The sequence below is a fragment of the Marinobacter sp. F3R11 genome (genome assembly GCF_003318275.1).
Taxonomy (GTDB): Bacteria; Pseudomonadota; Gammaproteobacteria; order Pseudomonadales; family Oleiphilaceae; genus Marinobacter.
Genome location: NZ_QOCH01000015.1, coordinates 271,274 through 286,750, shown reverse-complemented (window position 1 = coordinate 286,750; position 15,477 = coordinate 271,274). Strand labels below are relative to the sequence as shown.

At 54.6% G+C, this 15,477-nt stretch carries 13 protein-coding genes; 8 read left to right on the top strand and 5 right to left on the bottom strand.

Going from position 1 to position 15,477, the window contains the following annotated elements:
* The first annotated feature begins 349 nt into the window (after positions 1–349).
* Entirely contained in the window at positions 350–2,032 is a 1,683-nt protein-coding gene (locus DS878_RS09695; protein ID WP_113815768.1) for an AMP-binding protein, read from the top strand.
* 115 nt (positions 2,033–2,147) lie between these two features.
* Here DS878_RS09695 and DS878_RS09690 read toward each other — a convergent pair whose 3' ends face one another.
* Positions 2,148–2,339, bottom strand: a complete 192-nt coding sequence (locus DS878_RS09690) for a hypothetical protein (protein ID WP_113815767.1) — start codon at positions 2,337–2,339, stop codon at positions 2,148–2,150.
* A 137-nt stretch (positions 2,340–2,476) separates the two neighbouring features.
* Between DS878_RS09690 and DS878_RS09685 the strand changes: the two genes are divergently transcribed.
* Positions 2,477–3,376 carry a LysR family transcriptional regulator gene (locus DS878_RS09685; protein ID WP_113815766.1) on the top strand — a complete coding sequence of 300 codons (900 nt, stop codon included), beginning with the start codon at positions 2,477–2,479 and terminating at the stop codon, positions 3,374–3,376.
* Positions 3,377–3,394: 18 nt separating this feature from the next.
* Here the strand turns inward: DS878_RS09685 and DS878_RS09680 are convergent, their stop codons facing one another.
* Positions 3,395–4,036, bottom strand: coding sequence for a lysozyme-like domain containing protein (locus tag DS878_RS09680; RefSeq protein WP_113816641.1), 642 nt, complete (start codon positions 4,034–4,036; stop codon positions 3,395–3,397).
* Positions 4,037–4,203: 167 nt separating this feature from the next.
* On the opposite strand from DS878_RS09680, the gene DS878_RS09675 reads away from it, so the two are divergent.
* Together DS878_RS09675 and DS878_RS09670 are read left to right on the top strand one after the other, a co-directional pair.
* On the top strand, positions 4,204–5,022 hold the full coding sequence (locus tag DS878_RS09675) for a DUF2059 domain-containing protein (protein WP_113815765.1): 819 nt from the start codon (positions 4,204–4,206) through the stop codon (positions 5,020–5,022).
* Between the two features lie 81 nt (positions 5,023–5,103).
* Complete coding sequence (locus tag DS878_RS09670; RefSeq protein WP_113815764.1) at positions 5,104–6,294, top strand: M24 family metallopeptidase; 1,191 nt, start codon at positions 5,104–5,106, stop codon at positions 6,292–6,294.
* A gap of 60 nt (positions 6,295–6,354) precedes the next feature.
* Here the strand turns inward: DS878_RS09670 and DS878_RS09665 are convergent, their stop codons facing one another.
* A complete protein-coding gene (locus tag DS878_RS09665; RefSeq protein ID WP_096781042.1) occupies positions 6,355–6,633 on the bottom strand; it encodes a peptidylprolyl isomerase in 279 nt (92 codons plus the stop codon).
* A 180-nt stretch (positions 6,634–6,813) separates the two neighbouring features.
* Between DS878_RS09665 and DS878_RS09660 the strand changes: the two genes are divergently transcribed.
* The 4 genes from DS878_RS09660 (at position 6,814) to DS878_RS09645 (ending at position 10,882) form a co-directional block, all read left to right on the top strand.
* The gene (locus tag DS878_RS09660) at positions 6,814–8,400 is read left to right on the top strand and encodes an ABC-F family ATPase (RefSeq protein WP_113815763.1); all 1,587 of its coding nucleotides are present in this window, start codon (positions 6,814–6,816) and stop codon (positions 8,398–8,400) included.
* 169 nt (positions 8,401–8,569) lie between these two features.
* Positions 8,570–9,133 (top strand): DUF1415 domain-containing protein, encoded by a 564-nt coding sequence (locus tag DS878_RS09655; RefSeq protein WP_113815762.1) that lies wholly within the window; start codon positions 8,570–8,572, stop codon positions 9,131–9,133.
* 98 nt (positions 9,134–9,231) lie between these two features.
* Positions 9,232–9,963: a spermidine synthase gene (locus DS878_RS09650; protein WP_113815761.1), complete on the top strand. Its 732-nt coding sequence runs from the start codon at positions 9,232–9,234 to the stop codon at positions 9,961–9,963.
* A 16-nt stretch (positions 9,964–9,979) separates the two neighbouring features.
* Positions 9,980–10,882, top strand: a complete 903-nt coding sequence (locus tag DS878_RS09645; protein ID WP_113815760.1) for an NAD-dependent protein deacetylase — start codon at positions 9,980–9,982, stop codon at positions 10,880–10,882.
* 15 nt (positions 10,883–10,897) lie between these two features.
* Here DS878_RS09645 and DS878_RS09640 read toward each other — a convergent pair whose 3' ends face one another.
* Positions 10,898–12,616, bottom strand: coding sequence for a cation:proton antiporter (locus tag DS878_RS09640; RefSeq protein WP_113815759.1), 1,719 nt, complete (start codon positions 12,614–12,616; stop codon positions 10,898–10,900).
* Positions 12,609–15,377, bottom strand: coding sequence for a cation-transporting P-type ATPase (locus DS878_RS09635; protein ID WP_113815758.1), 2,769 nt, complete (start codon positions 15,375–15,377; stop codon positions 12,609–12,611). Before DS878_RS09635 ends, DS878_RS09640 begins: the two co-directional genes overlap by 8 nt.
* Positions 15,378–15,477 lie beyond the last annotated feature (100 nt).

Here is a 15,477-nt window from a genome sequence, read left to right as displayed (position 1 = left end):
CTGAGTTGAATCAAGTATCAGGACCCAAGCATGCCTGTGTAAGCGCTGTAAAAGAAAGCTGCCGAACCCAGCAGGATAATGGCCCAGGCCGGGAAAATCAGGAATGAGCGAGTCGACTGTCTCATGGCAATCTCCTATGAGTTATGGAATTCGATACGCGTCATTTTTCACTCTAGACCAATATTGATTAATGTCACAAAAAATAATCTGTTTCAGGCGTCCGCTTACATCCTGTCATCAGGCAGATATCGAGCGCTCTAATAAAAACGCGCTACTATGAAGTTGATCCTGAATTGGTTATGACACAGGTTCCAGGCTCATAAATGATAACAACAATAAGGAGTTTTTCATGGCTGTGGACACTCTCAGGCAGACCTCCGTGCATTGCCTGTATTACTGGGCGGCGCAGATCCCGGACAATATATATCTGACCCAGCCTTATCCTGATGGCACAGTAGAAGACATCACCTGGAAGCAGGCGGCCGATCAGGTCTCACGAATGGCGGCCTATCTCCGGAGTCTTGATCTTCCGGCACCTGGCAATATTGCCATTCTGGGCAAAAACAGCGCTCACTGGATTCTGTCGGATCTCGCCATCTGGGCCGCCGGATATGTCTCTGTGCCCCTGTATCCCACCCTTACGGGTGAAGCTGCCGCTTATATTCTTGAACACAGCGAAACAAAGCTGCTTTTCCTGGGAAAGCTCGATGGTACAGCGGATGGGTGGCACGATATTAAACATCATATTCCCTCGAACCTCCCGGTCATCTCCCTGCCCATGTCGCCGATGTCAGATTGTCCCCGGTGGCTGGACATCATTGCTGAAAGTCCTCCTGCGTTACCGAGAATGCCAGATCCTGATGCGCTGGCTACCATTGCCTACACCTCCGGAAGTACCGGACGCCCGAAAGGGGTTATGCACAGTTTCCGAGCCATGATGTCTGTTGCTGATGGTTTGCAGCAGGTTTTTAACGTGTCGGCAGACGACCGTATGCTGTCTTACCTTCCGCTGGCTCACGTGGCAGAAAGAGCAGCGGTGGAAACTCAGTCACTGTATTTCGGCTTCCATGTGTATTTTGCCAACACGCTGGACACCTTTCAGCAGGATTTACAGCGTGCCCGGCCAACTCTGTTTTTCTCGGTCCCGCGTCTATGGATGAAGTTCTACCAGGGGGTTAGTGCCAAATTGCCCCTTACGAAACAGAAACTGTTGTTCAGCATTCCGTTTGTAAGCTCGATGGTGAAGAAGAAGGTGCTCCGGCAACTGGGGCTGGACCATTGCCGTGCTGCGTTGACCGGCGCTGCACCTTTATCGGAAGAGGTTATCACCTGGTACCGCAACCTTGGACTGGAGCTGCTGGAGGTCTATGGCATGACGGAGAACTTCGGATACTCCCATGCCAGCCGGCCAGAACAGGCCAGAATCGGTTATGTGGGTGTGGCAAGCCCCGGCGTTGAGCATCGTATCGGTGATGGTGGTGAGTTGCAGGTGAAAAGCCCGGGAATGATGCTGGGCTACTATCGGAATGAAGAGAAAACCCGGGAGGATGTAACTGGCGACGGCTTCCTGAAGACGGGGGACATGGGCGAAATCAGCGCCGACGGTTATCTGCGGATTACCGGACGGGTGAAAGATCTGTTCAAAACCTCTAAAGGCAAGTATGTGGTGCCTGTGCCTATAGAGAACCGGTTTAACCACCCATCGGTGGAAGTTGTATGCCTGGCCGGTGCAAACCAGCCTCAGCCCTGCCTGATGCTGTTGCTTTCGGAAGAAGTACGGGAGGAACTTGTCGCAGGGGTAAACCGGGAAGGGCTGGAGCGGGAACTGTCTGATGAGCTGGATGCGGTTAATAAAGCTTGTGAAGCACATGAAAAAATCGAATTTGTGGTTCTGGTGAAAGAGCCGTGGACAATGGAGAACGGGATGCTTACACCTACCATGAAGATCAGGCGCAATGTGATCGAGGATGTTTACAACCGTAAAATGGATGAATGGTTTGAGCAGAAAAGAAAAGTAATCTGGGAATTCTGACCGCGTAATGCAAAACGCCGACGATCCTCATGAGAATCGTCGGCGTTTTCAGTCTGACTTGCGTTCACAGGGCTGCGCTATGAGGCGCAGCTCTTTACGTTTGTCCTACCGGAATTCAGTGGCCACCCTGCATCTGGGTGATATCCGCTGCGGCAACAGCCCTGCGGTTAAAGGAGCGTAGCTTGCGGCTCACGAAATTTGCTGCCATCTTTGCAGCCGCACGAGTGTGCTGACTTCTGACTCCAGCACTGTTGTGGAGGATGCTGGACGGTAGCGGGTGAACGGTTGCAATGTGCTTTTGAGCCATAGCGACTTCCTCCTTGGCTGGTAACTTGATGTTAATGAATAAAGGGATTGACCCGAATTTATGAAGAATACTAAAGGTATTTTTTTGCAGCTTAAATACGTTAAAATCCGTACTCACGTTGCAAATATGCAGTAGCTATGGACTGGGATTATCTTCGATATATACATGCTTTGGCAATAGGCGGAACGCTCGCGAAAGCAGGAGAATTATTGGGTGTACACCAAACCACGGTTTTACGCCGTCTGGACCAGATGGAAGAGTCGCTGGGTGTGCAGTTTTTTGAACGAAATCGCGATGGGTTACAGCTCACTCCCGTTGGGGAAACCGCCTTTCGCAATGCCGAAAAGCTCGCTGTCGAGATGGAAAATCTCGAACGTAAGCTGGTCGGACAGGACTCTGCACCTGTAGGCAAGGTGCGTGTGGCAGCCGAAGACACGATGATGAGCGAACTGCTCGGGTCGGTGCTGGCTGAACTGGTGCGTGAGTTCCCGGATATTGAGCTTGAAGTGCTCACCGATAACGACGTCACCAACCTCACCCACAGGGAGGCAGACCTGACCCTGCGCCCTGAGAACAAACCTCAGGCAACCCTGGAAGGTGAACGTATTGCAGCGATTGAGTCCGCGGTATACGGCTCAGCCAGTTATTGCCGCCGCCATCGCAATATGGACATTGAAAATCAGCCTGAAGACTGCCTCTGGATTATTCCGGATGAGACCTTCAGCCATCTGGCGACAGGGCGCTGGTATCGCAAACAGTTGAAAAACATTACTTCAGTCATTCGTTGTAACAGTTTGCATGCTATGTACTCTCTGGCCCGGGCTGGTGCGGGACTGGCCGTTTTGCCCTGCTATCTGGGTGAGGGCACAAAAGAGTTGCGCCGCCTGTCAGATCCGATTGAGGGTGAAAGCGTCGATTTATGGGTGCATGTAAATCAGGATACTCAGCAAATGGCTAGAGTACGAATTGTCATGGAGTTTCTGGTTGAGCGATTGCAGGCTCAGGCTTCGATGATTGAGTTTAACCCTTCAGCGTGATTGCTGAGGGGTCAGAGTTCAGCTACAGAATGGCCAGAACTGGTACCAGCGCCAGCACTGGAACTCCTGCTCACAGGATTTGAGTTGGTTATCGTACCGGAATGCCCGGTTCTGAACCCGGGAAGCCAGAGCCATTACTCCTGGCTTGCGGGTGTATGTTCTGCGGGCGTAACCGCCGCGCCCTTCGTGGTATGCGAGGTATAGCCGGTGTGGGCTGTGATATGGAATACCAAGCTGTTGATGGGTCAGATGGTTGTACCAGCCTACGAAGTCCAGTGCGTACGCCATATCGGTACGTACTGTAAACCAGCCATCGCCATTCGCTGTAAGGTATTCTCCCCATGCCGGATCCAGAGCCTGGGCATAGCCATAGGCTGTGGTCGGCCGTGTCCAGGGAATTATCCCCCATAACAGGGTCCTGGGTGGCTTGGCATGGCTGCGGAAGGACGATTCGTAGTATACAAAAGCCATCTGCGTGGCTATGGGTGTCCCCCACTTTTCCTGAGAGCTGCGTGCGTAGTCGTACCAGACCGTATGCTCACGGAAAATGTCACAGACATTGTCGGGGTTTACAGGTGGTTCTGGAGCTAACAGGCTGAAGCGCAGGGTTGCCCAGGTCCCGATAAGTACACCGACAACTGGAAGGCCGTACCATTTCAGGCGGGATTTCCATCGATTACGGCGTGTCTGGCGCCGTCTCCTGCGAGGACGTGCAGGCTTCCAGAATTTTCCTACCAAACTGTCATCTCCGGAACCCATGGATTACTTGCTCAGGGGAGGGTGTGCGTGTCATAAACGCAGCATCCACCAAACAGGATGATAGTTAAATGAAGCTTGGCACCCTAGTTAAACCTCTTTTATTCAGTGGTCTGTTTCTGGCTGGTCCAGTCATGGCAGCGCCCAGCGCCCAACAGGTTCTGGCTGCATCGCCTGTTGACGATATTGTTGAACGTTACCCCGCGATGATGAGTGAAGGTATCCGTGAAGGGCTGAAGCGCAATCAGCAGTTACCGCCCATGGTTGCAGACACCATCGGGTTTGTGGTCACGAACAGCTTCAGCGCTGTGGACATAGAACAGCAGATTGTAGAAAACCTGGAGCAGGATCTATCCGGAAATCAGCTTGAGGAGGTTGAGAACTGGTACAAGACTCCTGTTGCGCAGAAGATCTCGGCGGCAGAAATTGCAGCTTCTGATCCCGCTGCATGGCAGCAGATACAGTCCAGAGCGATGGAGCTGAACAGGAAGTACAATGGCACTGACCGTTCAAGGATGTTTGAGCGGTTTGACCGTGCATCCCGCGCCACCGAAAGCACGGTGGATACCACAATTGCTGTACAGCTGGGGCTGGCAAGCGCCATGGCTGCGTTCAGCAGTGATTCAGATAATTACGATCAACTCAGACAGAGCATAGAAAACCAGCGCGAGACAATACGTGGGGTTGTGGAACAACAGGTGTACGACAGCTACCTGCATACTTATGAAAACATCAGTTCCCAGGAAATGGGGCTGTACATCGATTTCCTGGAAAGCGGAGCAGGGGCGGCGTTTTCAAAAACCGTTACCGGGAGTATTCAGCAGGCAATTACCGAACCGGTTGAATCTATCGGAAGCCAGCTTGCACGTTTCCTGTCCCCACAAAAATAGCACGCCGGATTTGAAGGATCCGGCATTTGGGCGCACTCTCCAATAACAAGCCACACTTGAACCGCTTTCAGGAGAGTGCTTATGGACTTCAATGCCTACCAAAAGGTTCTGGCCGGTCAGCTCAGGGGAAGCGAATGCCCGTTCCCGGCAGCCGAATTTGAGCAGCGCCTGCAGCGTCTGAGGGCTCTGATCGCGGCCCGGCAACTCGGGGCGCTGCTGGTTACCGATCCATCCGATATCTACTATCTCACTGGCTACAGCACCTTTGAAGTCTCAGTTCATGTTGCCCTGGTGGTCAGCCCTTCTTCGCTTCTGTTACAGGTGCCGTCAATTGAAATGGGGCCGGCAATGGTAACCACTCGAGTGGATCAGGTGGTGGGCTATCGCTGGGAGAGTGTGAGCGAGGTGCTTGATCCTCTTGCTGAGGCGCTGGCGAGTGCCGGGGCTGGTGTTGGCATTGATTGCTGGCATGGCTCTTTGCGATATGGCGTCATTGAAGGGCTGCGCCAGCGGCTGCCCGGTTGCGAATTTGCAGATGCCTCAGCTCTGCTGAAACAGCTGCGTATTGTGAAATCGACCGCCGAGATGGAGTGCCTGCAGCGCAGTGCAGATATCACCAGCCTTGGTCTGGATGCTGCGGCTGCTCTGGTACGGCCGGGTGTTACCGATAGTGAGATTGCCGCTGCCGGTGCTGAGGCAATGTTGCATGCTGGCAGTGAGTTCATGAGCATGCAACCGATAGTTGTGGCAGGGCGCCGCAGTAGCGTGATCCATACCAATCACAAACGCTTTGAAGTGCAGGAGGGGGAACCTGTATTTCTGGAATTCGGTGCATCCTGGCAGCGTTATACTGCACCGATGATGCGTACGGTCATCGCTGGTAAGCCCACAAAGCGCATGCAGGAAGTTTTTGATGGTTGTCGGCGGGTGGTGGATACTCTGGTTGGCGCCATGCAGCCGGGGCGAAGTTTTGACTCAGCGGCTATAGCTGCAGACAAGGTACTGGAGCCTTTGGCCGGAGATGTGTTTTTTTCCGGGGTGTTTGGTTACGCAGTTGGCGCGCAGTTTCCGCCGTCATGGGTGGAAGGCTCGGGCTACATTGCCCGCCGGCAGTCAGCCGTGTTTGAACCGGGTATGGTGTTTCACTTACCTGTTTGTCTGCGGATTCCAGGATGCTGGGGAATCGGTTGTAGCGATACAGTCCGGATAACGCAACAGGGCGCAGTAGTGATGACCTCCAATCCCTGGACTCTGGACTCGCCGCCTGGCTGAGCTGTTTAACCCTCCGCCATGGTTCAGCGGAGGGTTTTGTCATTCAGCAACTGCGGCTGATCAGCTGCGGCTTGTGACTTCCAGCAAGTGATAGCCGAACTGGGTTTTTACCGGCCCGAGAACTTTGTTCACTTCTCCACTGAAAACCACCTTGTCGAATTCCGGAACCATCTGGCCGGGGCCAAATGAACCGAGATCGCCGCCGTTGCGGCCGGATGGACAGGAGGAATGCTGCTTTGCAACTTCAGCGAAATCCTTTCCACCTTCAATTTCTTTCTTCAGCTCTTCACATTTTGCTTCGCTGTCTACCAGAATGTGGCGTGCGGTTGCCTGTGCCATGGAAATTATCCTTCTAGAATGAATGGGTACTTCAGAAAGGGAATGCTGCCCGTCCCCTTTGCCTGAGGCAAGCCTTTTTATCGGTGTTTGTGCGGTCTCACGGTTGTCACTACAAACCTGTACAATGCCGGCTTTCTTTAGCCGGCCCGGCGCCGGCCCTAACATCTATAGGTTTTTTTCTTGATCTCTACTGCCAATATCACCATGCAATTCGGGGCTAAACCCCTGTTTGAAAATGTTTCCGCCAAGTTCGGTAACGGCAATCGCTACGGCCTGATCGGCGCTAATGGCTGCGGTAAATCCACCCTGATGAAAATCCTCGGTGGCGACCTTGAACCCTCCGCGGGTCAGGTCATGCTGGAGCCGAACGTCCGTCTGGGCAAACTGCGACAGGATCAGTATGCCTATGAAAACTGCTCGGTTATGGACACCGTGATCATGGGCCATGAAGAGCTGTGGGACGTCAAAAAAGAGCGGGACCGTATCTATTCTCTGGCAGAAATGAGCGAAGAGGACGGTATGGCAGTTGCAGATCTGGAAGTTCAGTTTGCTGAGATGGATGGCTACACCGCCGAATCCCGTGCCGGCGAACTGCTGCTGGGTCTGGATATTCCGCTGGAACAGCACGATGGCCCCATGAGTAATCTTGCACCTGGCTGGAAACTGCGGGTACTGCTGGCGCAGGCGCTGTTTTCGGATCCGGATGTGCTCCTGCTGGACGAGCCTACCAACCACCTTGATATCAATACCATCCGCTGGCTGGAAAGCATTCTTGTTGCTCGTAACAGCACCATGATCATCATCTCTCACGATCGCCACTTCCTGAACAGCGTATGTACTCATATGGCGGATCTGGACTATGGTGAACTGAAACTGTTTCCGGGCAACTATGATGAATACATGACGGCCGCTACCCAGGCCCGTGAACGCATGCTTTCGGATAACGCGAAGAAAAAAGCCCAGATTGCAGAACTGCAGCAGTTTGTGAGCCGTTTCTCCGCCAACGCCTCCAAAGCCAAGCAGGCCACCTCCCGTGCGCGCCAGATCGACAAGATTCAGCTGGATGAGGTTAAACCCTCCAGCCGCGTCAGCCCGTTTATCCGTTTTGAACAGGGCAAAAAACTGCATCGCCAGGCGGTTACCATCCGTGATCTGACCAAGGGTTTTGATGGAAACACTCTGTTCAACAAGCTGAATCTGCAAGTCGAAGCCGGAGAGCGCGTAGCGATAATTGGCCCCAACGGTATTGGTAAAACTACTTTGCTGCAGTGTCTGGCCGGTGCTTACGAGCCTGACAGCGGCGAGGTGAAATGGACTGACAGCGCTGAAGTAGGTTATTTCGCTCAGGATCACACGGCGGACTTCGCTGCAGATGACACGCTGACGGACTGGATGGCTCAATGGACAACAGGGGGAGAGCAGCTGATAAGAGGTACTCTCGGCCGTATGCTGTTTTCCGGTGATGATATTGGCAAATCGGTGCGGGTTATTTCCGGTGGTGAGCAGGGGCGCATGCTGTTCGGCAAGCTGATTTTGCAGAAGCCTAATGTGATGCTGATGGATGAGCCAACCAACCACCTGGATATGGAATCCATCGAGGCGCTGAACCTGGCCCTTGAGAACTACCCGGGTACGCTGATTTTCGTGAGCCATGACCGTGAGTTTGTTTCCTCACTGGCGACGCGGATTATTGAATTGACGCCTGAGGGGGTTACGGACTTTAGTGGCTCTTACGATGATTATCTTCGCAGTCAGGGATACCTCTGAGTTATAAAACTCATAGGCTGGGCAGTCGGGCGAGACTGTCCAAAAACCGCTGTTAATACGTCCGTGTACGCTTGGCTCCGCCATCCATGGCTCCGCACATTTTTGGACAGTCTCGCCCGACTGCCCGATCTGACCTTGGTGGGTTGGACCAACAATAGGGGAGTTTTCCGTGAGCGAAGAATCAGTAGTTCAAGCAACCCGGAATTGGGTCGAAGACGTCGTTGTTGGCTATAACCTTTGCCCGTTCGCCAAACGGGAACTGGTCAGGGATCGCGTTCGATTTGTGGTTACTGCCGCCGATAACGAAGACTCTCTGCTCCAGGCTCTGCAAACTGAACTCCTGCGGCTGGATGATGAACCAGAAACCGAAACCACGCTTCTGATTCACCCTCATGTTCTACAGAACTTCGCGGACTACAACGAGTTTCTGGATGCAGCCGACGGTTTGCTCGCGTATCTGGATATGGAAGGCGTATACCAGATCGCCAGTTTCCACCCGGACTATCAGTTTGCAGACACCTCGCCGGACGCGGCGGAGAACTACACCAATCGCTCGCCGTTTCCAATGTTGCACCTGCTGCGGGAAGCGAGTTTGGAAGCTGCGATTGACAGCCATCCGGATGTAGACGGTATACCACCGCGGAATATTGAGCTGATGAATAAGCTAGGTGTAGAGAAAATGCGAGAGGTGGTTTTCGCTTGCCATCAAAATTCGCCTGAAGCAGGGGAGTAGGCCAAAGAGCCGGTGGGTAACCCACCGGCGACTGCACTGAGTCAGGATTGTCGCAGGCCCGGCGATAGACAATTTAACGACGTTAGAGAGGAACCAGAGTGGCACGACTATTCGAACAACTAGATAGCCAACCCTCCGAAATCGGCGAAATCACTCTCCGCCGTCGCCGCATTCCGGCACTGGGCGACAGAGACATTTTCGAGGTAAAGCTCGGCGAAGAGTTTCTCATGTCCAGTATGTTTGTGGACGCCGAAGTCGCTCTCTCTGATCTCGGACTAGCTGAAACCGAAGGCGACAATCTCAGCGTTGTCGTTGGCGGTCTGGGGCTCGGTTATACAGCCGTTGCAGCACTGAGGCATGAACGCGTCGGTGAATTGCTGATAGTTGAGTATCTGGAACCGGTTATACGCTGGCATCAGCAGGAGTATGTTCCTCTCGGTAAAGATATTAATGCGGATGCCCGCAGCCGCTATGTTCACGGCAGTTTTTTCGATCTCGCAGTTGCTGATCCAGTGACTGGAGGTTTTGATCCTGAAGTTCCCGGTAGGGAATTTGATGCTATCCTGCTGGATATCGACCACTCGCCCCGTGCGCTGCTGAACGAGTCTAATGCAAGCTTCTACACCACCGAAAATATCAACCGCATGGCAGGGCAGCTCAAACCCAGAGGTATTTTCGCCATGTGGTCCAATGAGGGGGAAGACCCCGTATTTATGGACATATTGCGGGATATGTTTACTGAAGTGGTTTGTCACGTTGTGAGCTTCTACAATCCATTCCAGAACAGAGAGTCGTTTAACACCGTTTATGTGGCCCGCAAACCGGGCTGACCCTGCCGGAGTGTGTATGCCAGTTACGACTTACCGTACCCGTCCTTTCAGTGCCAGCCAGCGCCTCCCGGAGCTGGATGAACCTCTGGTTTTGCACGAGCCGGAGCAGGCCGGCGAGCTGCTGGCGGACTTCATTCGCCAGAATCCTAAACTTCTGATTCTTACAGGCGCTGGCGTGAGCACCGATTCAGGTATCCCGGATTATCGCGATGGTGAAGGTGCATGGAAGCGAAAGCAGCCTGTGCAGCACCAGGAGTTCATGGAGAACTTTGAAATCCGCCAACGGTACTGGGGGCGTAGCCTTATTGGCTGGCCGGTGATGCGTAACGCCGTGCCTAACCCCTCCCACTATCACATTGCTGATCTCGAATTACGGAATCATTCCAGCCTTGTCGTAACCCAGAATGTTGACGGGCTGCACCAGAAAGCCGGCACTCAAGGCGTGAGCGATCTGCACGGGCGTGCGGATGAAGTGGTGTGTATGACCTGTGGCTACCGCTGCCCCAGAGATGATGTACACGAACGCTGTGCTGATCTTAACCCTGATTTCGGACACTACACGGCTGATACAGCGCCAGATGGCGATGCAGATCTGGAGGTGGATTTCTCAGAATTTCGCCTGGCAGATTGCCTCCGGTGTGGCGGTATCCTGAAACCGGACGTGGTGTTTTTCGGGGACTTTGTGCCTAAACGGCGAGTGCAGTCAGCGGTAGAGGCACTTAAAGCCAGTGATGGTTTGCTGGTGATTGGATCATCGCTGATGGTCTACTCGGGCTTTCGCTTCTGCCGGTATGCCAAAGAGCTCCACAAGCCCGTTGCTACTCTTAACCTGGGCCGGACCCGGGCGGAAGAGCTGGCCGATCTCAAACTCAATGCCAGAATAGGGGAGGCCCTGGAGGCCTCTCTCAGGTGTTTATAGCCAGCGGCCGGTTGATCATTCGTACAATTCCTTCTGGCCGGTCGGGTCGTTCACACAAGTCTCTGCTGTGGCCTCTCCATCCAGAATCATACGTGCCGCTGCTATGGCCGCATCGCGGTAGGGCATCAGTACAATGTCTGCTTTTGCCCGGATGAGCGCAGCCGCCGCCTGTTCCCTGTGTGCCGCAACGGCGACCTTGCCCTGATAGCCAAGGTCCTGAACGCTCCTGAGCAGCGTCCGGCGCGGGTCGTCATGGGTCAGCCCGGTGTCGTGCTCGGGTACAGCCAGCACCAGCCATTTGGCGGAGCCAAGCGGCAAATGCGCAAGAAACTCCGGGTCGGTTGCATCGCCAAAGATCACATCGTACCCCTCCATGCGGGCATTGCGAACTGCTGCCGGGCTGAAGTCGACGCCAAGTACCCTCAGCCCTGCTTCCCGAAGCACCCCGGCGATGCCAAGCCCATAACGCCCCATCCCGAACAGGATTACATCATGCCCCTGAGAGCTTGATGGCGCATCCTCTCGTTGGGTTGCGATCATCGGGCGGTCAAAGATCCTCAAAAGCGGTTCTATCCGGTCATAGATCTGATGTGAATAGGTAATCATGTAGGTTGAGGCTGCGATGGTGATAAGACCGACCAGAGTCACGAGCCCCAGCGCCTGTTCGTTGACGTGGCCGATAGATACGCCCATGGCCATGAAGATCAGGGAAAACTCGCTGATCTGTGCCACGGTAAGGCCCGCAAGGAAGCCTGTACGTTTGCGGTAGCCCATTGCCACCATAATGACCAGTACGATCAGCGGATTACCGATCAGCACAAAAAGCGACAGGACAATGGCTGGCCCGACGCTGGCGCCGAGTACCGACAGATCCAGAGAAGCCCCGAGCGCGATGAAGAAAAAGAGCAGCAGGAAGTCCCGCAGCGATGTCAGGCGCGCGGCAATTGCCTCGCGATAGGAAGTGGAGGCCAGAGAAACACCAGCCAGAAGCCCGCCAAGCTCCTTGCCAAAGCCCAGGTAATGCCCCATGGCCGCCAGCAGTACTGCCCAGGCGATGGCAAATGACACCAGGAGTTCCGGGGCCTGCGACAGGCGGTCGACCAGAGGGTTTGATACATAGCGGATAAATAATGCCACGGCTCCCAGCATGGCCAGACCGTAGCCAAGAACCACCAGAACGTCGCTAAATGCTGCATCCTCTCCGGCACCCACCCCAATGGCAGACAACACAATCATCGCAACCACAACTGCCAGATCCTGAACAATCAGGAAGCCAAGCGCGATTCGCCCATGAAGCGAATCGATTTCGCGTTTGTCGGATAGAAGTTTGACGATGATGATGGTCGATGAAAAGGTCAGTGCTACTGCAACATAAGTGGCTGTGAGCATATCCAGACCAAGCGCAATGCCTATGGCGAAACCGAAGACAGTTGTGAAAATGACCTGGCCTAGCCCCGTAACCAGGGCTACAGGCCCCAATGTTCGCACCAGATTGAAATCCAGCTTCAGACCGACCAGAAACAGCAGAACCGCGATGCCAAGTTCGGCCAGAAGATCGATTTGCTCATCGGACCGGGCGATATCCAGCACCGAAGGGCCAGCGACAATGCCCACCGCTATGAAACTGACAATCAACGGCTGGCGCAGAAGAAGTCCGGCGAAGCCGACGCCAGCGGCGAGCACGAGAAGTGCTGCGAATTCGTAGAACATATAGCCCTGAAGCGCTTCAGTCACTGGGTCGTCCTTTTACTTTTGATTGTCGAAGGGAGCGCTGCGGTGCACAGGATTGATGCTGTCGGTAACGCAGGATACGTTTTTCTATTTCCAGAATCACAAGTAGCGCCGGCCCGACTGCAATGATAGCCAGACCCTGGCTTATGGTCAGTGGTCGGGTGTTGAAAAAAGTCTCCATAAAGGGCGCGTAGGTAAAAAGGAACTGTAGTGCGGTGACTGCAGTTATTGCGATAAGCACTGGCCGCGTTCCAAGTATTGCTTTGAATGACAACGAGGTTGTATTCAGGAAGCGCACGGAGAAGAGATAGAATATCTCCATAACCACCAGAGTGTTGACTGCAATAGTGCGAGCTTCCTCAATGCTTGCCCCCTGTCTCCGGGCCAGGATGAACATCCAGAATATGCCCGTGCAGAGCAGCATCGACACAAACACGACGCGCCATATAACGAAACGGGACAGGATTGCCTCTGAGGCTGGGCGTGGCGGACGATGCATAATGCCGGGTTCCGCACCCTCAAAAGCAAGTGCCATGGCCAGCACGACCGAGCTGACCATATTGACCCACAGGATCTGTACCGGCGTAATCGGCAGCGTAAGGCCCAGAAGGAGAGCTGCAATCAGTGCCATCGCTTCACCGCCATTGACTGGCAGCAGAAAGAGAACGGCCTTTTTCAGGTTATCGTATACGGTGCGGCCCGCTTTGATGGCGGCTGCTATGGTGGCGAAATTATCGTCAGCCAGCACAATTTCGGCCGCTTCTTTAGCGGCTTCGGTTCCGGTTTTGCCCATAGCAATGCCAATGTCGGCGCGTTTCAGCGATGGAGCATCGTTCACACCGTCCCCCGTCATCGCCACGACGAGTCCATCTGCCTGCAGTGCCTCAACCAGCCGCAGTTTGTGCTCAGGGCTTGTACGTGCAAAGACGTCAATGCGGGCAGCCTGTTCCTGCAGTTCTGTGTTGTCCAGTCCGTCAATCTGTGCGCCTTCCAGCACATCATCGGTGTTCTGAAGCCCCAGTTGCCGCGCGATGGCCAGAGCCGTACCCCCATGATCGCCGGTAATCATTTTTACCTGAATGCCTGCTGACTGGCACTCGGCCACCGCGGCGATGGCCTCTTCACGGGGTGGGTCGATCAGACCTACAAGCCCGAGAAGTGTCAGCCCGTTTTCCACTTCATCGAATGAGAGTGTTTGCGCATCCTGTGGTGCGGGCTTTGTAGCTATAGCCAGAACGCGTTGTCCCTGAGCTGCAATTCCAGACGCGATGCGCTGCCAGTATCCGGCATTTAACGGGCTGGCCCCGTCTTCATCCTCGTGCTGACTGGTGCACATGGCCAGGATGCGCTCGGGAGCTCCCTTTACATGGATAGTTGCGTTGCCGTGATGATCATGATGCAGCGTCGCCATAAAGCGGTGCTCGGCGTCGAAGGGAATTGCGTCGGTCTGTGGGTTGGCAGGGCGCACATCGCCAGCTACCAATCCGGCCTTGCAGGCGAAAGTGACCAGGGCGCCCTCCATCGGATCGCCCTGAACAGTCCATCCTGCCTCTGTGTGCCGCAGTTCAGCGTCGTTGCAAAGCATGGCGCCAAGAGCAAGATCTTGCAGGAGTGGATGGGTGCCGGGTTCGACTTTCCTGTCGTCAAACATAATGTCCCCGTGGGGGGAATATCCTGATCCTGTCACGGTGAAGTGTTGCCGTGCGGTAGCAACGGTGGTCACCGTCATCTCATTGCGGGTCAGCGTGCCTGTCTTGTCCGTACAGATGACGGATATGGAGCCCAAAGCTTCTATGGCTGGGAGTCGACGCACGATAGCGCTGCGCCTTGCCATCGCCTGTACGCCGATGGCAAGGGTCACGGTCAGAATAGCGGGCAGCCCCTCGGGGATCGCTGCAACCGACAACCCAACCACCGCGATAAAGGCTTCGGAAAAACCCATCCCGGCCACGCCGTAGCCAAAGGCGAGAATGATGGCCGCCAGAGCAAGGATCACACCGGTTATGCGGCGGGCGAAGACTTCCATCTGCTGCAAAAGCGGTGTGGTCGTTGTCTGAACACCGGTCAGAAGCCCGCTGATGCGTCCGATTTCGGTCGAGGATCCTGTTGCCACAACAATGCCACGACCGGTACCTGTGGCGACCAGCGTACCGCTATAGGCCATTGACCGCCGGTCGCCAATGGGTGCGTCCGGGGAAACCGGGTCTGTTGCTTTGTCGGCCGGAACAGATTCGCCGGTCAGCACTGCTTCCTGCACACGCAGGCCTTTGGCGGTAACTAACCGAAGGTCGGCGGGTACCCTGTTTCCCGCGTCAAGAATCACCATGTCCCCAGGCACCAGTTCCTCAGCAGGCACGGTTGCCCGGCGCCCGTCACGGAGCACCTGCGCCTCCGGAGCCAGCATGTCGCGTATCGCCGACAGGGCCTGTTCGGCGCGGCCTTCCTGTATGAAGCCGATCACCGAATTGACTACTACAACGGCCAGGATGACACCGGTATCGACCATGTGCCCAAGTACCGCCGTTACGACAGCAGCGGCCAGGAGCACATAGATAAGAAGATTTCGGAATTGTCTGAGGAACCGGCGAAGGGGGCCATCCGGTGGAGTTTCCGGTAGCCGGTTAGGTCCATGGCGGTTAAGTCGTTCTGTTGCGTCAGTGGTGCTCAGGCCTTCAGGGCCTGAGCCTACGCTCCTGAGAACCTCTTCCCCCTCAAGTGCGAACCACTTGGGGGAAGTAGGGTCCTTGACGGGGCGAGTGGTCATTTGGGCCTCTCCTTAGATCAACACAGGCCCATCATACACTGCGATATAGCCCAAATATATTTGAAGGCTACGTCAGAATTCCCTGATTTTCACACCTTGT

What these genes read in the sequence shown, in the direction of transcription:
- DS878_RS09695 (WP_113815768.1), top strand. Translation starts at nt 350, where the DNA reads ATGGCTGTGGACACTCTCAGGCAGACCTCCGTGCATTGCCTGTATTAC.
- DS878_RS09690 (WP_113815767.1), bottom strand. Translation starts at nt 2,339, where the DNA reads ATGGCTCAAAAGCACATTGCAACCGTTCACCCGCTACCGTCCAGCATC.
- DS878_RS09685 (WP_113815766.1), top strand. Translation starts at nt 2,477, where the DNA reads ATGGACTGGGATTATCTTCGATATATACATGCTTTGGCAATAGGCGGA.
- DS878_RS09675 (WP_113815765.1), top strand. Translation starts at nt 4,204, where the DNA reads ATGAAGCTTGGCACCCTAGTTAAACCTCTTTTATTCAGTGGTCTGTTT.
- DS878_RS09670 (WP_113815764.1), top strand. Translation starts at nt 5,104, where the DNA reads ATGGACTTCAATGCCTACCAAAAGGTTCTGGCCGGTCAGCTCAGGGGA.
- DS878_RS09665 (WP_096781042.1), bottom strand. Translation starts at nt 6,633, where the DNA reads ATGGCACAGGCAACCGCACGCCACATTCTGGTAGACAGCGAAGCAAAA.
- DS878_RS09645 (WP_113815760.1), top strand. Translation starts at nt 9,980, where the DNA reads ATGCCAGTTACGACTTACCGTACCCGTCCTTTCAGTGCCAGCCAGCGC.
- DS878_RS09635 (WP_113815758.1), bottom strand. Translation starts at nt 15,377, where the DNA reads ATGACCACTCGCCCCGTCAAGGACCCTACTTCCCCCAAGTGGTTCGCA.